Annotated in this window: 18 protein-coding genes, 1 pseudogene and 1 riboswitch; of the genes and pseudogenes, 9 read left to right on the top strand and 10 right to left on the bottom strand. The window is 60.2% G+C overall.

Annotation, left to right across the window (positions count from 1 at the left end; genetic code table 11):
- Positions 1-221 precede the first annotated feature (221 nt).
- Together ACP7D9_RS26555 and ACP7D9_RS26550 are read right to left on the bottom strand one after the other, a co-directional pair.
- Complete coding sequence (locus tag ACP7D9_RS26555; RefSeq protein WP_101161935.1) at positions 222-1,904, bottom strand: fatty acid--CoA ligase; 1,683 nt, start codon at positions 1,902-1,904, stop codon at positions 222-224.
- A gap of 269 nt (positions 1,905-2,173) precedes the next feature.
- A complete protein-coding gene (locus ACP7D9_RS26550; protein WP_101161934.1) occupies positions 2,174-2,803 on the bottom strand; it encodes a LysE family translocator in 630 nt (209 codons plus the stop codon).
- A gap of 234 nt (positions 2,804-3,037) precedes the next feature.
- Here ACP7D9_RS26550 and ACP7D9_RS26545 point away from each other — a divergent pair, with 234 nt between their 5' ends.
- The 3 genes from ACP7D9_RS26545 to ACP7D9_RS26535 all read left to right on the top strand — a co-directional run bounded on the left by ACP7D9_RS26545 (position 3,038) and on the right by ACP7D9_RS26535 (position 5,868).
- The gene (locus tag ACP7D9_RS26545) at positions 3,038-4,000 is read left to right on the top strand and encodes a 2-hydroxyacid dehydrogenase (RefSeq protein WP_426160083.1); all 963 of its coding nucleotides are present in this window, start codon (positions 3,038-3,040) and stop codon (positions 3,998-4,000) included.
- A 32-nt stretch (positions 4,001-4,032) separates the two neighbouring features.
- Entirely contained in the window at positions 4,033-5,031 is a 999-nt protein-coding gene (locus tag ACP7D9_RS26540; protein WP_056790248.1) for a class I SAM-dependent methyltransferase, read from the top strand.
- A 39-nt stretch (positions 5,032-5,070) separates the two neighbouring features.
- A riboswitch (yybP-ykoY riboswitch) is annotated at positions 5,071-5,195 on the top strand.
- Between the two features lie 88 nt (positions 5,196-5,283).
- On the top strand, positions 5,284-5,868 hold the full coding sequence (locus ACP7D9_RS26535) for a TMEM165/GDT1 family protein (protein ID WP_042609731.1): 585 nt from the start codon (positions 5,284-5,286) through the stop codon (positions 5,866-5,868).
- 149 nt (positions 5,869-6,017) lie between these two features.
- Here ACP7D9_RS26535 and ACP7D9_RS26530 read toward each other — a convergent pair whose 3' ends face one another.
- A complete protein-coding gene (locus ACP7D9_RS26530) occupies positions 6,018-6,836 on the bottom strand; it encodes a M48 family metallopeptidase (protein WP_039761327.1) in 819 nt (272 codons plus the stop codon).
- A 251-nt stretch (positions 6,837-7,087) separates the two neighbouring features.
- Here ACP7D9_RS26530 and ACP7D9_RS26525 point away from each other — a divergent pair.
- Both ACP7D9_RS26525 and ACP7D9_RS26520 read left to right on the top strand, forming a co-directional pair.
- A pseudogene (locus ACP7D9_RS26525) lies at positions 7,088-8,374 on the top strand (HAMP domain-containing protein); the annotation flags it as partial.
- A gap of 12 nt (positions 8,375-8,386) precedes the next feature.
- Positions 8,387-9,229 (top strand): methyl-accepting chemotaxis protein, encoded by an 843-nt coding sequence (locus tag ACP7D9_RS26520; protein WP_371918396.1) that lies wholly within the window; start codon positions 8,387-8,389, stop codon positions 9,227-9,229.
- Between the two features lie 99 nt (positions 9,230-9,328).
- Here the strand turns inward: ACP7D9_RS26520 and ACP7D9_RS26515 are convergent, their stop codons facing one another.
- From ACP7D9_RS26515 to ACP7D9_RS26505, 3 genes are read right to left on the bottom strand one after another with little or no spacing between them, the layout of a single operon-like run.
- Positions 9,329-9,952: an SOS response-associated peptidase gene (locus tag ACP7D9_RS26515; RefSeq protein ID WP_426160082.1), complete on the bottom strand. Its 624-nt coding sequence runs from the start codon at positions 9,950-9,952 to the stop codon at positions 9,329-9,331.
- 35 nt (positions 9,953-9,987) lie between these two features.
- A complete protein-coding gene (locus tag ACP7D9_RS26510) occupies positions 9,988-10,248 on the bottom strand; it encodes a putative signal transducing protein (RefSeq protein WP_101161927.1) in 261 nt (86 codons plus the stop codon).
- 10 nt (positions 10,249-10,258) lie between these two features.
- A complete protein-coding gene (locus ACP7D9_RS26505; RefSeq protein ID WP_101161926.1) occupies positions 10,259-10,441 on the bottom strand; it encodes a CPXCG motif-containing cysteine-rich protein in 183 nt (60 codons plus the stop codon).
- A gap of 140 nt (positions 10,442-10,581) precedes the next feature.
- Between ACP7D9_RS26505 and ACP7D9_RS26500 the strand changes: the two genes are divergently transcribed.
- A complete protein-coding gene (locus ACP7D9_RS26500; protein ID WP_426160081.1) occupies positions 10,582-11,745 on the top strand; it encodes a 1-acyl-sn-glycerol-3-phosphate acyltransferase in 1,164 nt (387 codons plus the stop codon).
- A gap of 111 nt (positions 11,746-11,856) precedes the next feature.
- Here the strand turns inward: ACP7D9_RS26500 and ACP7D9_RS26495 are convergent, their stop codons facing one another.
- A complete protein-coding gene (locus tag ACP7D9_RS26495; RefSeq protein ID WP_039761318.1) occupies positions 11,857-12,135 on the bottom strand; it encodes a hypothetical protein in 279 nt (92 codons plus the stop codon).
- A 193-nt stretch (positions 12,136-12,328) separates the two neighbouring features.
- Here ACP7D9_RS26495 and ACP7D9_RS26490 point away from each other — a divergent pair, with 193 nt between their 5' ends.
- Positions 12,329-12,535 (top strand): hypothetical protein, encoded by a 207-nt coding sequence (locus ACP7D9_RS26490; RefSeq protein ID WP_101161924.1) that lies wholly within the window; start codon positions 12,329-12,331, stop codon positions 12,533-12,535.
- Between the two features lie 161 nt (positions 12,536-12,696).
- Here ACP7D9_RS26490 and ACP7D9_RS26485 read toward each other — a convergent pair whose 3' ends face one another.
- Positions 12,697-13,281, bottom strand: a complete 585-nt coding sequence (locus ACP7D9_RS26485; protein WP_042609724.1) for a YajG family lipoprotein — start codon at positions 13,279-13,281, stop codon at positions 12,697-12,699.
- A gap of 205 nt (positions 13,282-13,486) precedes the next feature.
- Here ACP7D9_RS26485 and ACP7D9_RS26480 point away from each other — a divergent pair, with 205 nt between their 5' ends.
- A complete protein-coding gene (locus ACP7D9_RS26480; protein ID WP_039761314.1) occupies positions 13,487-13,720 on the top strand; it encodes a hypothetical protein in 234 nt (77 codons plus the stop codon).
- 702 nt (positions 13,721-14,422) lie between these two features.
- On the top strand, positions 14,423-15,931 hold the full coding sequence (mqo, locus tag ACP7D9_RS26475; protein WP_426160080.1) for a malate dehydrogenase (quinone): 1,509 nt from the start codon (positions 14,423-14,425) through the stop codon (positions 15,929-15,931).
- A gap of 148 nt (positions 15,932-16,079) precedes the next feature.
- Here mqo and ACP7D9_RS26470 read toward each other — a convergent pair whose 3' ends face one another.
- Positions 16,080-16,367 (bottom strand): PA4642 family protein, encoded by a 288-nt coding sequence (locus ACP7D9_RS26470; protein WP_426160079.1) that lies wholly within the window; start codon positions 16,365-16,367, stop codon positions 16,080-16,082.
- A gap of 63 nt (positions 16,368-16,430) precedes the next feature.
- Positions 16,431-16,910 (bottom strand): hypothetical protein, encoded by a 480-nt coding sequence (locus ACP7D9_RS26465; protein ID WP_101161920.1) that lies wholly within the window; start codon positions 16,908-16,910, stop codon positions 16,431-16,433.
- Positions 16,911-17,071 lie beyond the last annotated feature (161 nt).

Below are 17,071 nucleotides of genomic sequence, written 5' to 3'. Positions count from 1 at the left end.
GTGTGCTCCGTTTTCAAAAAGTCCTTGAGCGGACTATAGCCAGCGGGTGGTAGTGCTTGATCCCTCTAAAGTGTGATTTGCAGCCGCCAACCACTCTGGAACAGTCCTTTCGCCAGTCCGACACAAGTCGGCACGGCAAGGATGGCTGATTTTTTCGATTTCACAAGCCAAGCGCTTGCTTGGTGGGTCTGGCGCGCCGGTTTCGGCGCGCCAGCAGACACTCAAAGTGTCGAAAGGAAGGTGCTGTTGTTGGCTTGCCATTCGGTGATGTCGAGGCGGATGCGCTTCTTGTCGAGCTTGCCGACACTGGTCTTGGGAATTTCGGTAACAAGGGCGATCTGGCTGGGAATCGCCCACTTGCTCAGGTGCCCCAGCTCGACGAATGGCTTGAGGTGTTCCTTCAGTTCCCGTGCGCCGATTACATGCCCTTCGCGGACCACCAGCAAGGCAAACGGGCGCTCGCCCCACTGCGGATCGGCGATGCCCACCACTGCTACTTCGCGTACCGCCGCGTGGCGGCTGATGAGGTCTTCGAGGTCTAGGGAGGAGATCCACTCGCCGCCGGTCTTGATCACGTCCTTGATGCGATCACGAATATCGATCACGCCCATGCTGTCGAGCGTGGCGACGTCGCCGGTGTGCAGCCAGCCACCGGCCCAGAGCTCGGCTCCCTTCTGCGGTTCATTGAAATAACCTTCGGTCAGCCACGGCGCGCGCAGCACCAGCTCGCCCTGGGTTTCGCCGTCGGCCGGCAGGAAGTTGCCCTCGCCGTCGACAATCGCCGCTTCGACCAACGGCCCCGGCACGCCGGCCTTGATCCGGTAAGTGGTGCGCTCGTCCTCGCTGCCAGCCATCAATTCATCGTTCAGATGTGCACAAGACACAAGCGGTCCGGTTTCCGACATGCCGTATGCGGCCGTCAGCTGAATGCCGCGCGACTTGGCGTTTTCGTAGAGGCTGCGGTTGAGCGCGCTGCCGCCAATGACGATTTTCCACCCGGCAAAATCGGTTTCCTGGGCGGCTTTGGCGTTGAGCAGCATCTGCAGGATGGTCGGCACGCAGTGAGAGAAGGTGACCTTCTCCTTGCGCCACAACTCCACCAGATACTCCGGATCGTAACGCCCCGGATAGACCTGTTTGAGCCCGAGCATGGTCGCGACGTACGGCAAACCCCAGGCGTGAACGTGGAACATCGGCGTGATCGGCATGTAGACGTCGCTGGTGCCGAGCAAGCGCACGCTGTCGATCGAACCCATGATCGTCGCCACGCCAATGGTGTGCAGCACCAGTTGCCGATGGGTGAAATACACGCCTTTCGGGTTGCCGGTGGTACCGGTGGTGTAGAACGTGGTGGCGACCGAGTTTTCGTCGAAATCCTGGAAATCGTATTGCGCGCTCGCAGCGGCCAGCAGTTGCTCGTATTCGCCGACGAGGTTCGGCAGCTCGGCGGTTTTCTCCGCAAGATCGGTCAGCAGTAACGTTTTCTCGACCGTGGTCAGCTGCGGCGCGATGCTCTGATACAGCCCGACGAACTCGCTGTTGACCAGCACGAAGCGGTCCTCGGCATGGTTCATGGTGTAAAGAATCTGCTCTGGCGACAGGCGTACGTTGATGGTGTGAATCACCGCGCCGATCATCGGAATGGCAAACATGCATTCCAGGTAACGGTGGCTGTCCCAGTCCATCACCGCCACGGTGTCACCTGCCTTGACCCCGGCCGCCGTCAGCACATTGGCCAACCGCGCAACGCGTTCGATCAAGGTCGGATAGCTGTAGCGCAGCTGGTCGCGGTAGATGATTTCGCGGGTTTTCTCGTAACGGGCGCCAGACATCAGCAGCCGTTTGATCAGCAATGGATACTGGTAGGCCCCATCGGCCGGCGGAATGACCCGAGTCTGCAACATAAGAATCCCTTTTCTGACTGCACGGTGTTGGCGGAGAGATTCGTACTCTAGTGCGCCTGCATGACAGTCAAATCAGCCAAAGGAATGATTTGCAGAGCCGTACAAATGCTAGCTTTGCGCCAGCATCCGAGGTATCAAGAAAATGGAATATGGCACCTGTAGGAGCTGCCGAAGGCTGCGATCTTTTGATTCATTGATGAAAAGAGAAGATCAAAAGATCGCAGCCTCGTTGCACTCGTCAGCTCCTACAAGAAAGAAATGCCTAGCGGTCAGTGCATTTCGGTGAACGCGATTTTCACGCCGAGAGCAATCAACACCGCGCCCATGGTGCGGTCGAACCAGTGGCCCATGCGGGCAAAACCGGCGCGCACGCGCTGTTGGCTGAACAGCATCGCCACCAGGCAAAACCAGAACGCCGTCGCCACCGCCAGGTACACCCCGTAACCGGCCTGCACAGCCAGCGGCGTGTGCGGATTGATCACCACGGTGAACAGCGAGAGAAAAAACAGCGTGGCTTTCGGGTTCAGGCCGTTGGTGACGAAGCCCGAGGTGAACGCACCGCGCGCGGTGCGCACGCCGGCTTCCTTGTGCAGATCATCGGTGACGGTTTTCGCCGGCTGCGCGCGCAACGCCTTGAAGCCGATGTACAGCAAATAAGCCGCTGCTGCCCACTTCAGCGCATTGAACAGCACAATCGATTGCGACACGATCAGACCGATGCCGAGCAGCGAATAACCGACATGCAGGAAAATCGCCGTGCCCACGCCCATGGCCGTCCAGGTGCCAGCGCGGCGCCCATGGGTCACGCTCTCGCGCACGACCACCGCAAAGTCCGGGCCGGGGCTGGCGACGGCCAGCAGATGGATCAGTGCAACGGTCAAGAACTCGGTCCAGTACATTGGGGGCTCCTCTTAAATTAAACGGTCACATCGTTGCCAGCCGGTAAACGCAATTTCTGTGGGAGCGGGCTTGCTCGCGAATGCGATGTCACCTTCAACCTTTGCGCTGACTGACCCACCGCTTTCGCGAGCAGCCCGCTCTCACTTGAAAACTTCGGCATCAAGTAACCAATTGTTTCATCTGTTAGGCTCGGCAGAGTACGCCCTCCGCTCACAGCACAAAAGGTACAGTTGATGACGAACACGCACGCGGTATTCCTTGATCACCCTTCACTGGATCTCGGCGATCTGGATCTCGGTCCGTTGCGTGAATGCTTCAGCGACTTGCAACTGTTCGCCCAGACCTTGCCGGAACAGGTCCGTGAACGCGTGCAAGGCGCCAGTGTGGCGATCACCAACAAGGTGGTGATCGACGCGGCCGCCATGGCCGCCAACCCGCAGCTGAAACTGATCCTGATCAGCGCCACCGGCACCAACAACGTCGACCTCACTGCCGCCCGCGCCCACGGCATCACCGTGTGCAATTGCCAGGCTTACGGCACGCCGTCGGTGGCGCAACACACAATCATGTTGTTGCTCAACCTCGCCACCCGCCTCGCCGACTATCAGAAAGCTGTGGGCGCAGGCCGCTGGCAACAGGCGAAACAGTTCTGCCTGCTCGACTACCCGATCGTTGAGCTGCAAGGCAAAACCCTCGGCCTGCTCGGCCATGGCGAACTCGGTGGCGCCGTGGCGCGGCTGGCCGAAGCGTTCGGCATGCGCGTGCTGCTCGGGCAGATTCCCGGGCGCCCTGCCCGCCCGGATCGCTTGCCACTGAATGAACTGCTGCCACAGATCGACGCGCTCACCCTGCACTGCCCGCTCAACGAGCACACCCGCCATTTCATCGGTGCGCGCGAGCTGGCCTCGCTGAAACCTGGCGCGTTCGTGGTCAACACTGCTCGGGGCGGGCTGATTGATGAGCAGGCGCTGGCCGACGCGCTGCGCAACGGGCACCTCGGCGGCGCGGCGACGGATGTGCTGAGCGTCGAGCCGCCCACAATGGGCAATCCTCTTCTGGCCGACGACATTGCGCGCCTGATCGTCACCCCGCATAACGCCTGGGGCAGCCGCGAAGCCCGCCAGCGCATCGTCGGCCAACTGAGCGAAAACGCCCGGGCGTTCTTCAGCGGTGAGGCGCTGCGGGTCGTCAGTTGATAAACTGCGGCACTTTTTTTCAAGGAGCAGTTATGGATCCGCGCAGTGAAGTACTGCTTCGTCAGGCCGAGTTATTCCAGGGTTCGCTGCTGTTGGCCGGCCTGCCCGCCGATGACTTGCTCGGGCGCTTGCCCAACGCGTTCGGCTGGTGCTGGCACGCTGGCGATCAAGCCGCGCTGGACGCGCGTTTCGAGGGCCGCAGCCAGTTCGGTGTGAATGTCCCGGAGCGCGAGTTCGACAGCGCTGTGGTGTTCCTGCCCAAATCCAAGGACCTGACCGATTACATCCTCAACGCCGTGGCGTCGCGTCTGGCCGGGCGCGAGGTGTTTCTGGTCGGGGAAAAACGCAGCGGCATCGAAGGCGCGTCCAAGCAGCTCAATCCGTTCGGCAAGCCGCGCAAACTCGATAGCGCCCGTCACTGCCAGCTCTGGCAAGTCACCGTGGCCAATGCGCCTGAAGCGAAATCCCTGGAAAGCCTGGCGCAGACGTACGAACTGCCGCTGGCCGAAGGGCCGTTGAAAGTCATCAGCCTCCCGGGCGTGTTCAGCCATGGGCGCCTGGATCGCGGCAGCGCCCTGCTGCTGGAGCATCTGGACAAACTGCCGAGCGGCCATCTGCTCGATTTCGGTTGCGGCGCCGGCGTGCTCGGGGCTGCGGTGAAACGTCGCTATCCGCACAATCAGGTGACCTTGCTCGATGTCGACGCATTCGCTGCGGCCAGCAGCCGTCTGACGCTGGCCGCCAACGGCCTGGAAGCGGAAGTGCTGACCGGTGATGGCATCGATGCCGCGCCGATGGGTTTGAGCGCAATTCTGAGCAATCCGCCGTTCCATGTCGGCGTGCACACCGATTATTTCGCCACCGAGAATCTGTTGCGAAAAGCGGCGAAACATCTGAAAAACGGCGGCGAACTTCGTCTTGTGGCCAACAGCTTCCTCAAGTATCAGCCGCTGATCGAGGAGCACCTGGGCGTGTGTGCGATCAAGGCTGAAGGCAATGGTTTCCGGATCTACCGGGCCAAGCGCGGTTGAAAATTTGTTCTTGCTCAATCGGATTTGCCTAGGCAGAATCCGCTCCGTCCTAGGGGAGTAGTCTCCCACGAGCGCCAAGCTCGTCCGGCATACGTCAACATACTTGATCCTCAGATCATGGCGTATGCGACCCAAGCGTCCGCACCAGACGGATCGCAGGGTTTGACAAGACCTATGACACGCACACCTTACCCGGGGCGGGAAGGCTGTACGTGTCATAGCCGTGTCGACCCGCCCCTTAGGAAATCCCTGATGCTGGACTCGTTACTCGTTCCCACCGCTATCGTTGCCTTGGCCGAAATCGGCGACAAGACGCAACTGCTCGCGCTGATTCTCGCCGCTCGCTTTCGCAAACCCTGGCCGATCATTGCCGGGATTGTCGCCGCGACGCTGGCCAACCACGCAGCAGCCGGTGCGGTAGGTGCCTGGTTCGGCAGTTTCTTCTCCGACGCCGTTCTGCACTGGATTCTCGCCGCCAGCTTCGCCGCCACGGCGCTGTGGACCCTGGTTCCAGACAAAATGGATGACGACGAAGCCAGCACCGCGCGCAAATTCGGGCCGTTCCTGACCACGCTGATCGCGTTCTTTCTCGCGGAAATCGGCGACAAGACGCAGATCGCCACGGTGATGCTGGCCGCGCAATATCCGGAACTGTGGCTGGTGATTATCGGCACTACCGTGGGCATGCTGATTGCCAACGTGCCGGTGGTACTGGCGGGTAACTTTGCTGCGGACAAATTGCCGCTGACCCTGATCCGCCGCCTCGCGGCTTCGGCGTTCATGATTCTGGCGATTGTCGCGGTTTATAAAGCGATGCAGAGCAGCGGCTGGGTTTAACAACGCACGTCGATAAACCGTGTGGCCGTTCTTCGGGAGCAACCCCCCTCCCCCATTAGATGGCAGTGAACACAGATTATGTGTTCAAGCAGATCCAGTGTGGGAGCGGGCTTGCTCGCGAAGAGGCCATCAGCCTCGCTGAAAGATAATCAGGATTTCGGGGCTTTTTCGTACAACGGCATCACCTTCGGAATCGCTGCCTGCAACGCAGCAATGCGGCTGCTCGACGCCGGGTGAGTGCTCATGAACTCCGGTGGCGCGCCCTCGGAAGCCTTGCTCATCTTGTCCCACAGGGTGATCGCCGCGTTCGGGTTGTAGCCAGCGCGGGCGGCCAGTTCCAGGCCGATCAGGTCGGCTTCGTTTTCGTTGGCGCGGCTGTTGGGCAAGGTCATACCGTAGTTGGCCACGGTGTCGGCCAGCGCGAGACTGTCCTGCCCCAGACCGAACAAGGCGCCGGCGCCCTGCTTGGCCATTTCCATGCCATAGGCCTTCGACATCGCCTCACGACCGTGCTCGCGCAGGGCGTGGGCGATTTCATGACCCATGACTGCAGCAATTTCATCGTCGGTGAGTTTCAGACTGTCGATCAGCCCGGTGTAGAAAATGATCTTGCCGCCAGGGCCGCAGTTGGCGTTGAGTTCATCGCTCTTGATCAGATTGACTTCCCATTGCCACTGCGCCGCGTCCGGGCGGAAGGTCGGCGCCTGGGCGATCAAGCGATTGGCGATGGTCTGCACGCGTTTGGCTTCCGGGCTGGTCTTGTCCAGCACACCTTTGCTCGATGCTTCGCCGACGGTCTTCTGATACGACTGCGCGTACATCTGGTCGACCTCTTGCGAGGACAGCATGCTGAACATGTACTGTTTGCGCTCCACGCCCACGGCGCCGCCGCTGGTGGTGTTGACCGACTGACAACCGGCCAGCAACAGCGCTGCGCTCAGTGCACTTGTAACCAATGTCTTGTTCATTCAAACGCTCCCTGAAAACCTGAGGCGTATCCTAGGCGGCTAATTGTATTGGCGCCAGATACAACGGACGCATTGCGCGTGCATTCAGCTATGGCCGCAAGACTCGCTGGAAATTCCTCAACGCGCATTGAATCCGCCGCGCACCGATCCATCAGCGACATCGCGCGGCGATTCCGACCAACGTCTCTCATGGCCGCGCTCACCCCGCCGATAAATCCCTCGCAGATTGTCCTCTTGCGTGCGGAGCTCCCATGAAGTTCAAGTCGATCCAGTTTTCCGTCGCCGCCCTGGCCGGCGCCATCGTCCTCAGCGTGGTCGCGGCGCTGGTGCTGTACGCGTTGTTCTCCGGCAGCCGCACTCAAGAAATGGTGCAACAGCGCACCCAGGCGCAGTTCGAGCTAGTCATTGAACAGCGCCTGACTTCGCTGGCGCAGACCCAGGTCAGCCAGATCCAGCGCGAGCTCGAAGCGCCGCTGCTGATCGCCGGCGGCCTGGTGCGCTTCAACGCTCTGCTCGGTACAACCGGCGCCGATGGCCAGCCGCGCCTGAGCGTCAGCCGCGAGCAGCTGATCAGCCTGATCAAGGAAAACGTCGAGAAGAACCCGAAAATTCTCGGCACCTACATCGGCTGGGAAAAAAACGCACTGGACCACAACGACGCGGCCTACGTTGGCAGCTCTGTGGTCGGCATCGATCCCGCCAACGGCCGCTTTCTACCGTGGTGGTTTCGCAATACCGACGGCAGCCTGGGCGTGGACAAACTGGCCGATGTCGACGACCAGAAAACCCTCTCTACCGGGGTGCGCGCCAGCGAGTACTACCTGTGCTCGAAAGAAACCAAGAAACCCTGCGTGATCGACCCGGCACCGTACAAAGTCGGCGACAAGATCGTCATGCTCGCCTCGTTCATTGAACCGATCATGGTCAACGGCGCGTTCCAGGGCATTGTCGGTGCCGACCTTTCGGTGAACTTCATTCAGGACATGCTCCTCGCCGCCAACCAGAAGCTTTACAGCGGCGCCGGTGAAATGGCTCTGGTCGGCGGCAACGGGCGAATCGTTGCCTACACCAGGGACTCGAGCAAATTCGGTGAAAAAGTCAGCGACATCCTTGATGCCGAACAGGCCAGCAACCTCGCCAACCTCAAGCGCGATGAGGTCACCTACTCGGTCAATCAGGCCAAGGGCCGTATCGAGTTGTACCTGCCGTTCGGCATCGGCCAGACCGACGCGCGCTGGACGCTGATGCTGCAATTGCCGCTCAACGCCGTCATGGCCGATCTGCAAAACCTGCAGGCCGACCTCGATGCGCAGCGTAAATCCGACACCTTCGGCATGGCGATGGTCGGCCTGATCATCGCCGGTCTCGGCCTGCTGGTGATCTGGCTGGTCGGACATGGCATCGCGCGGCCACTCAAGCAAATGGTCGCCATGCTCGATGACATCGCTCAGGGCGAAGGTGACCTGACCCGTCGCTTGAGCAGTGACCGCAGCGATGAACTGGGCTCGATTGCCAAAGGCTTCAACACCTTCCTCGCCAAGTTGCAGGCCATGATCACCCAGGTGGTGACCTCGGTGCAGAGCGTCAGCGATTCCTCGGAACACACTGCAGACATTGCCATCCGCACCAACATCGGCGTGCAGAAACAAATGGCCGAAATCGATCAAGTCGCGACCGCCGTGCAGGAGATGACCGCCACCGCCCAGGACGTTGCGCGCAACGCCACCCAGGCCGCACAAGCCGCCAGCCACGCCGATCAGGCCGCCAGCCAGGGCATGCAGATCGTGCGCGACACGTCGAATTCGATTGGCGTGCTGGCAGTGGAAATCGGCAAGGCTGTCGACGTGGTGCAGACGCTGGCCAAGGACAGCGAAAACATCAACGCCATCCTCACTGCCATTCGCGGCATCGCCGAACAGACCAACCTGCTCGCGCTCAACGCGGCGATCGAAGCAGCACGGGCCGGCGAGCAGGGTCGCGGGTTTGCCGTGGTCGCTGACGAAGTGCGCAATCTGGCGCAGAAAACCCAGAAAGCCACTGAAGAAATCCAGACGATGATCCAACAGTTGCAACAGGGCACCCGCGACGTGGTTCGGGTAATGGAAGATAGCCAGAACCGCACCGACGAAAGCGTGCAACACGCGGCGAAAGCGGCCGAGGCACTGGAGACGATCACGCAGGCGGTATCAGTGATCAACGACATGAACACGCAGATTGCCAGTGCGGCGGAAGAGCAGAGCGCAGTGGCCGATGACATCAACCGCAACGTGATCAATATCGGTCAGGTGGCCAATGAAGTGGCGGGCGGTGCGGATGAGTCGAGTTCGGCGAGCGCCGGTTTGACCAAACTGGCCGAGCAGCAGCGGCGGTTGATCAATCAGTTCAAGGTCTAGGGGCAAGATCAAAAGATCGCAGCCTTCGGCAGCTCCCGCATCGGGATGTGCATTTTCCTGTAGGAGCTGCCGAAGGCTGCGATCTTTTCGCTTTTTACATCACGCCGGGGTGAGACACTCCGGCCCATTCAACTTCGGATCATTCACCAGATTCGCCAACACCCGCTCGCGCAGCGCCGCCGGTTCACTGGCGAGCAATCCCTGCAACACATGCAGCGGCGTTTCGGGATCGAGCCAGGCAGCCTGCCCCGCTTCATCGAGAATCAACGGCCGCCGCTGACTCGCCGCCGACTGAGTGATCACCGCCGCGCTCAGCCAGACCTGCTCCGGCACCGGATACGCTTCCCAGATCGCCGCGAAAAACAGCGAAGAGCCCTCCCCCGGCGTCAGCCAATAGGGGCGTTTGCGCTGGGTGCCACGCCATTCGTAAAAACCGTTGGCCGGCAGCAGGCAGCGGCGCAGACGCAAGGCCTCACGAAACATTGGCTGTTCAGCCACGGTTTCGGCGCGGGCATGAGCCGGGGTCTTCGACAGATCGGTCAGCCACGGCGGCGTCAGCCCCCAGCGCGCACGCGCCAACGTGCGCCCGCCGGCTTCGTCGGCACGCAGCATCAACACCGAATCATTGGGGGAAATGTTCCACTGCGCCTGCTGATCGGCGGGAAAACCTGGCAGGGCCGCGAAGTCGCGGTTCCAGCGAAACAGGGCATAACGTCCACACATGGGGCAACACGACTCTTGATAAAACCAACGTCAGCCTAACAGACCAGCGTCCCGGGGAAGCTTTCCGGTTCGTCGCCGGGCAGCGGCAGCGCGGCATTGTACGCGGTGATCAGCTCGCGGGCGTATTCGGCCTGATCGTTCTCAACCGACAGCCAGAGCAGTCCGAAGATCGGCAATTCACCCGCACCGCCCACCAGATCACGGCCGATCAGGTGCGCCTCGATCCCTTCATTGGCGAGCATGCCCTTGAGCATTTCGCCTTCCATCAGGTTCGCCGGTTCGTAGATGCGCTGCATACGCGGCCCCTCATTCGTTTTCGCTGAAGACTTCCAGATGCCACTCGTCTTCATGTACCTGCAGGACAAAGGTGATCGGACGACAGCACACCTGGCAGTCTTCGATGTACGTTTGGTCGCCGCCGGACAGATCCAGCGTGGTCTCGACTTCTTCACCGCAATAAGGACATTCATACACTGCATTTTCCAGCATCGCGGTCTCCCCAGTGACTTGTGCGTATAATCGCCGGTCTATTTGCAGGGCTATTTTTGTCTGGCTACTTTCAGACCATGCCCCGCAGGTTTTCGATCAAACCCTTTACTTACCCTAGCCGTTTCCAACAAGAGAGCATGATGGGCGAATTCGATGCCATCCGACCTTACGACGACAGCGAAGTACCTGCGGTACTGGCAAGGCTGCTCGGCGACAAGGCGTTTCTAGATATCCTCACCCACTTCCGCTTCCCGCGTTTTGCCGGTGCCTTCGGCTGGATGCTCAAACCTCTTATAGCCCATCGGCTGCGTCGTGAGTTTGCCGACGTGAATTCCGTGGCTACCTTACAGGACAAAGTCGAGTTCTACGTCGACCACACCATCGAACGCGCCACCGACGGTGTGACGTATACCGGTGTCGAGCAATTCAAGTCCGGCAGCGCCTACCTGTTCATCGCCAACCATCGCGATATCGTGATGGACCCGGCCTTCGTCAACTACGCCGTGTACCACGCCGGCCTGCCGACGCCGCGCATCGCGATTGGCGACAACCTGCTGCAAAAGCCGTTTGTCAGCGACCTGATGCGCTTGAACAAGAGCTTCATCGTGCATCGCTCGATCACCGGCCGTCGCGAGAAAATGGCGGCGTATCAACTGTTGTCGGCGTACATCAACCACTCGATCCGCAACGATTGCGCCTCGATCTGGATCGCGCAGGCTGAAGGTCGGGCGAAGGATGGCGACGACCGCACCGAGTCGGCGATCCTCAAGATGTTCCACATGAGCCGCAAGGACGAGCCGTTCGGCGAAGTGATCCGCTCGCTCAACGTCACCCCGGTGTCGATCAGTTATGAGTACGACCCGTGCGACCAGGCCAAGGCCCGCGAACTGTACATCCGCGCTACCACCGGCACCTACGCCAAGGCGCCGGGCGAGGATGACGTGAGCATTGCCAAGGGCATCACCGGCTACAAGGGCCGGGTGCACGTAAACTTTGCCGCGCCGATTACCGAGGTGTTCGAAGACACCAAGCAACTGGCGATCGAGATGGACAAGCAGATTCTCGGCGGCTACCGGTTGTTCCCGGTGCATTACCTGGCGTACGCGCAGTGGACCGATGCCGATCCGCAATTGAATGTGCCGAAGGCAGCTGAGGTGTTCCCGGCTGACGAACTGGCCAAGGCGCAGGATGAGTGGCAGAGCCGACTGGATGCCTGCCCCGCCGAGCATCGTCCGTATCTGGTGCTGCAATATGCAACGCCGGTGCGCAATCAGTATCGGGTCAAGGCTGGGTTGCCGTTGTAAAGCAACCGCAAGATCAAAAGATCGCAGCCTTCGGCAGCTCCTACATGGGAATGATGCACATCCTGTAGGAGCTGCCGAAGGCTCGGGCCGCGATCGGACGATCTTTTGCTTTTAAAAGCGCGTGCTGATCCACGAGACGATCAGTGCCAGGCCCAGACAGGCAAAACCAAAACGATAGAAAAACCGGTTCATGCGCAACGTCGCCCAATCAAGGATCGGCTCGGCATTCGGCTGCGCCTGGCGCTGGGCAGCGAGACTGGCCTGCGCGCGTTGCTCGCGGCGGCGGGTTGCGTGCAGCAGCCAACTGCCTGGAAAGGCCAGAAGCAAGGCCAGCAGGTTGATCAACTTGGCGGGATGGGCGGTAAACAGCGTCATCAAGTGCAGCGACATCACAGACCTCGAACTAAACCGGTATGGCAGACGCCAGATCGACGACCGCGGCGCGGATTCTACCCAAACCCTACCGCCCTGCCCCAGCCTTTGCGACAAATAACCCGACAATCGACCGATGGCTGCCCTGTGTCATGGCATCGTCACGTGGATGCTTCACCCTGCGCGCCTCGAAACCCGAATGGAATGCGACATGCTGCACGCGGAAAACCAGGATCGCCTTTATCTCATTACTCCTTACGACGACCAGCAAAGCCTGGTCGGCGGCCTTGCTTTCAACGTGCAGGATCGGCACTGGCTGGTGTACTGCGCACTGGGCGGGCATCAGCATGCGGACCTGCCTGAGACCGATTTGCTGACCGGAGTGAGCGTGCTCGATTTTTATTCGCAGGCTGCGTGAATGAAACTCCCCGTGTAGGAGCTGCCGAAGGCTGCGATCTCTTGATGTTGGTTTTAAGATCAAAAGATCGCAGCCTTCGGCAGCTCCTACAGGGAATCGATCTGCATGAAAACGCCCGGGGCCATTACTGGCCCCGGGCTTTTTTGCCTCTGCCGAAAAGCTTACTCAGCAAGAACCTGACCCACCGTCGGGTCCTTGAACAGACGCGTCAACGCATCGCTCAACACGTCGCTGACCAGTTTGGTATTGGTCTCCTGATTCGGCGCCATGCCGAAGCGCTGGTCCAGCGAAGCACCGTAGCGCCCGCTGTAGCGGCGGTTGGCGTTCTGCACGTCGGAGCGGAAGGTTGCGCCGATGGTGGCTTCGGTCACGTACATGCCCTCTTTCGGCGACTGGTACTTCAGCTCGGCCAGGGTCACGGTCAGCTGCGGCGCGTTGGGTGCGCTGGTGGTCGGGGTGAAGCCGAGCAGACGCACGGCGGCTTCGGCCTGGGCCTGCAGCTTGGGCAGGATCTGCTCGCGCTGCACAGTGATGGCGCTGGTTTCCGGATACAGACCGCCACGGGTGCCCAGGGTTGGCGACGGGCGACCATCGACCACACGCACCACCACAGGTTGGCCACGACCTACCGCTGGCAGTTGCGTGGTCAGCTTCGGCTCCGGATTCAGTTGTTGCGGGCTGTGGGCGCAGCCGGCCAGGGTCAAACCGGCGACAGTGATCAAACCGAACAACAGGCGTTGCAACATGCTCTTCTCTCCAGAATCAGGCACAAACAGGCCGGCAGTATAGCGGTGGGCCACGGCGCGTAACCAGCGCCGCACAGTGAATACTGAAATGTCAGACAAACCCCGCCCAAAGCGGTTCCTGTCACACATTCTTCATCGTCCATACACCGCCGCGTCACGCCTCGCCGGCATTCTTCACAGCAGTCCTCCTTCAAGGAACTCTGCCATGCGTTATCTGATCTCGCTGTTCGCCCCACGCCCGCTGCACCGCAGCTTTGCCCTGCTCGACCGCAACGGTCATTGCCAGGCCTTCAAGCAGTGCAGCCTGCAACCGATGGGTGACGGCTGGGTGGAAATCGAGGAAATTCGCCTGACCTGGTTGAACCAGCCGCTGCCCGCCAGCGCCCGCGTCGTACCGCGACAAATGCGCGCACGGGGCCAGGTGCAGTTGAGCATCTGACCGGATGCCTAATAAAAGTCATTAAACACGAGCAACTGCGCGCATTTCTTCGCTACAATCTCCCCCCGATTATAAGGACGTCTCCTGATCGGGCCCCGCAACAGCGTCAATGCGCACGCATTGACATCAAAATCGCCCACAGAGAGCCGCCCACACAGATCGAGTGAAGTTGGCGCGCTTGCCTGTTCTTCCGGCAAAAACCCGCTTTTCGCGAATCTGCAGAGCTGTCATTCGCTCGGCCACCGCGTTGTTTTGCCCTAGCGGGCAGGTGCCAGGCCAAGGCAGCCCTTTTTGAGGTTCACGTCTTCAAAAGAGCGTGAAAAAAACGGGTTTTCACAACTTCACAAGAGTGTGGCGAGCAAATGAATAGTTTTGCGTCTGAACATGCACCATTGGCGTCTGAAACAGCCCAACGACACAGGACCGGGTATACCTCGAATACCGGAGCCTGAAGCCTGTCCGCTACGGATTTGGTTGCACGAAAACGGATGTCTCGGCCATAAGTCGAATTGCCAGCCCTGTGTGAAAATGCGTTCATTGAACGCTTGAAACCAGGCCGCACGCATCCGTCGAAGTTGCGAAAAATTGCGAAGATTCGGACATGGCCAACCTGACCACGGATAGCCCGGGCCCACTGACCTGCCTGGAACGCCTGGCAGCCATGCCGACAATTTGGTGCTGCAGATTTGGGAGACGCGTTAAATGGCGCATAACGAAGCAGTCGACGTAGTTCTGGTAGGGGCCGGCATCATGAGTGCCACCCTGGCCGTACTGCTCAAAGAGCTCGACCCCGCGATCAAGCTGGAAGTCGTCGAGCTGATGGATTCCGGTGCTGCCGAGAGTTCCAACCCATGGAACAACGCCGGTACCGGCCATGCCGGTCTGTGCGAGCTGAACTACACGCCGCAGGCCGCCGACGGCAGCGTCGACATCAAGAAAGCCGTGCACATCAACACTCAGTTCGAGGTGTCGAAGCAGTTCTGGTCGTACCTGACCAAGAAAGGCACGTTCGGCTCGTGCAAATCATTCATCAGCCCGGTGCCGCACCTGAGTTTCGTTCAGGGCGACAGCGGTGTGTCATTCCTCAAGGAACGCTTCAATGTCCTGAGCAGACACCACGCGTTTGCCGACATGGAATACACCGAAGACAAAGGCAAGATGGCCGAGTGGATGCCGCTGATGATGCCGGGCCGTTCGCCCGACGAAGTCCTCGCCGCCACCCGCGTGATGAACGGCACCGACGTCAACTTCGGCGCCCTGACCAATCAGTTGCTCAAGCACCTGACCAGCGCTCCGGATACCCAAGTCAAATACTGCAAGCGCGTGACGGGCCTCAAGCGTAACGGCGCCGGCTGGACCGTCAGCATCAAGGACGTCAACAACGGCAACACACGCGAAGTCGACGCCAAATTCGTCTTCCTCGGCGCCGGTGGCGCGGCGCTGCCGTTGCTGCAGGCTTCGGGCATCGAAGAAAGCAAAGGCTTCGGCGGCTTCCCGATCAGTGGCCAGTGGCTGCGTTGCGATAACCCGGAAGTGGTCAAACAGCACCAGGCCAAGGTCTACAGCCAGGCCGCCGTAGGTTCGCCACCCATGTCGGTGCCGCACCTTGACACCCGCGTGGTCGATGGCAAGAAATCCCTGCTGTTCGGGCCATACGCCGGTTTCACCACCAAGTTCCTCAAGCACGGCTCCTTCATGGACCTGCCAATGTCGGTGCGTGCCGGCAATATCGGGCCGATGCTGGCGGTGGCGAAAAACAACATGGACCTGACCAAGTACCTGGTCAGCGAAGTGATGCAATCGATGGAGCAGCGCCTGGATTCCCTGCGCCGTTTCTACCCGCAGGCAAAAGCCGAAGACTGGCGCCTGGAAGTGGCCGGCCAACGGGTGCAGATCATCAAGAAGGACCCGAAAAAGGGCGGAATTCTGCAGTTCGGTACCGAACTGGTCGCCGCCAAAGACGGCTCCCTCGCCGCCCTGCTCGGCGCATCGCCTGGCGCGTCGGTGACCGTTTCGATCATGCTCGAGCTGATCGAGAAGTGCTTCCCGGGCAAGGCGTCCGGCGAATGGGCGGCCAAACTGGCGGAAATCTTCCCGGCCCGGGAAAAGGTTCTGGAAACCGATGCTGCGCTGTATCGCAAGATCAACACGCAGAACAACATCTCCCTGGAGCTGGTTGAGGAAAGCAGCGAGACGCCAAGCTTCGCTTGATCTCGCTGCATAAAAAACGCCCCGTTCGGGGCGTTTTTTATGCCTGTGAGAAGCAAAAGATCGCAGCGTTCCGCAGCTCCTACAGGGTGTACATCGATCCCGTGTAGGAGCTGCGGAACGCTGCGATCTTTTGATCTTGCTTTTGATCCTAGCCGCGAGCCTTGTCGATCAGCTCGATGTAGTCGGCGGCATTACGCTGATCCTTGATCAGCTCGACAAAGGTCTTGCCCTGCTCGTCCTTGCCATCGACGTCAAAACCGGCCGCGACGAAAAACCCCAGAAAACGTTCGAAGTCGTCGATGCGCAGGCCGCGATAAGCCTTGATCAGTTTGTGCAGCGACGGTGAAGTGGCGTCGACCGGCTCAAAATCGAGGAACAGCTTGATCTGCTCATCGCCGATCTCGTCACCAATCATTTGTTTCTTATCTTTACGCATTGCCGACTCCAGCTTGCAGACATGACACGGGGCGGGCAGTTTACCCCTGCCCGGTCGCCCGGCTCAACGCGGACGAATCGCCCCGGTGTGCAAATCGGCCCAGATGTGGCCGTTGGCGTAACTGAGGAACTGCACATACACCGTGTCGTTGCGCAGCAGATCCATCACCACGCGGTATTGCGCCAGCGGGTAGAACAGCGTCAGGGTTTTACTCTTGTCGTCGTAGGCCGGCTTTTTCAGGCTTTTGCTTTCGCCGTCGAAACTCACCAATACCTGATTGATGGTTGCGCCTTTGTTCAGCGACTTGCCCTTGAGGCGGATCAACAAGGATGACGTGACCGGAATCGGCTGCTGATTGGATTGGCGTTGCGCACCCACCACCACCGAGTACTCGCTGACTTGCATCAGTTGTTGCTGCTCGGGCTCGGCATCGCGCACGGTCAGATCATCGGGCGGCAGGAATTGACTGTGCATCGGCGCGGCGGACAGCGGCAGGCTGAGGGACAGCAACAGGGCGGCGAGGCTACGGGACAAGAGGCGCATGAAGGACTCCGGGGCGGGGCCGAGCACTCTAGCATGGGTGTCGCGGAAGGATCAGCACACACAAAAACAACTGTGGGAGCGGGCTAGCTCGCGAAGGCGGCCTGACATTCAAAATGAATGTCGACTGATACCCCGCTTTCGCGAGCAAGCCCGCTCCCACA

The sequence above is a fragment of the Pseudomonas sp. TSRC2-2 genome (assembly GCF_049897785.1).
GTDB lineage: Bacteria > Pseudomonadota > Gammaproteobacteria > Pseudomonadales > Pseudomonadaceae > Aquipseudomonas.
Note: the sequence above shows the minus strand (reverse complement) of the source record. Positions and strands in the feature narration are given on the sequence as shown.

What these genes read in the sequence shown, in the direction of transcription:
- ACP7D9_RS26485 (WP_042609724.1), bottom strand. Translation starts at nt 13,281, where the DNA reads ATGTTGCAACGCCTGTTGTTCGGTTTGATCACTGTCGCCGGTTTGACC.
- ACP7D9_RS26510 (WP_101161927.1), bottom strand. Translation starts at nt 10,248, where the DNA reads ATGCAGCGCATCTACGAACCGGCGAACCTGATGGAAGGCGAAATGCTC.
- ACP7D9_RS26470 (WP_426160079.1), bottom strand. Translation starts at nt 16,367, where the DNA reads ATGCGTAAAGATAAGAAACAAATGATTGGTGACGAGATCGGCGATGAG.
- ACP7D9_RS26550 (WP_101161934.1), bottom strand. Translation starts at nt 2,803, where the DNA reads ATGTACTGGACCGAGTTCTTGACCGTTGCACTGATCCATCTGCTGGCC.
- ACP7D9_RS26515 (WP_426160082.1), bottom strand. Translation starts at nt 9,952, where the DNA reads ATGTGTGGACGTTATGCCCTGTTTCGCTGGAACCGCGACTTCGCGGCC.
- ACP7D9_RS26490 (WP_101161924.1), top strand. Translation starts at nt 12,329, where the DNA reads ATGCTGCACGCGGAAAACCAGGATCGCCTTTATCTCATTACTCCTTAC.
- ACP7D9_RS26535 (WP_042609731.1), top strand. Translation starts at nt 5,284, where the DNA reads ATGCTGGACTCGTTACTCGTTCCCACCGCTATCGTTGCCTTGGCCGAA.
- ACP7D9_RS26520 (WP_371918396.1), top strand. Translation starts at nt 8,387, where the DNA reads ATGATCACCCAGGTGGTGACCTCGGTGCAGAGCGTCAGCGATTCCTCG.
- mqo (WP_426160080.1), top strand. Translation starts at nt 14,423, where the DNA reads ATGGCGCATAACGAAGCAGTCGACGTAGTTCTGGTAGGGGCCGGCATC.
- ACP7D9_RS26495 (WP_039761318.1), bottom strand. Translation starts at nt 12,135, where the DNA reads ATGTCGCTGCACTTGATGACGCTGTTTACCGCCCATCCCGCCAAGTTG.
- ACP7D9_RS26555 (WP_101161935.1), bottom strand. Translation starts at nt 1,904, where the DNA reads ATGTTGCAGACTCGGGTCATTCCGCCGGCCGATGGGGCCTACCAGTAT.
- ACP7D9_RS26530 (WP_039761327.1), bottom strand. Translation starts at nt 6,836, where the DNA reads ATGAACAAGACATTGGTTACAAGTGCACTGAGCGCAGCGCTGTTGCTG.
- ACP7D9_RS26465 (WP_101161920.1), bottom strand. Translation starts at nt 16,910, where the DNA reads ATGCGCCTCTTGTCCCGTAGCCTCGCCGCCCTGTTGCTGTCCCTCAGC.
- ACP7D9_RS26500 (WP_426160081.1), top strand. Translation starts at nt 10,582, where the DNA reads ATGGGCGAATTCGATGCCATCCGACCTTACGACGACAGCGAAGTACCT.
- ACP7D9_RS26505 (WP_101161926.1), bottom strand. Translation starts at nt 10,441, where the DNA reads ATGCTGGAAAATGCAGTGTATGAATGTCCTTATTGCGGTGAAGAAGTC.
- ACP7D9_RS26545 (WP_426160083.1), top strand. Translation starts at nt 3,038, where the DNA reads ATGACGAACACGCACGCGGTATTCCTTGATCACCCTTCACTGGATCTC.
- ACP7D9_RS26480 (WP_039761314.1), top strand. Translation starts at nt 13,487, where the DNA reads ATGCGTTATCTGATCTCGCTGTTCGCCCCACGCCCGCTGCACCGCAGC.
- ACP7D9_RS26540 (WP_056790248.1), top strand. Translation starts at nt 4,033, where the DNA reads ATGGATCCGCGCAGTGAAGTACTGCTTCGTCAGGCCGAGTTATTCCAG.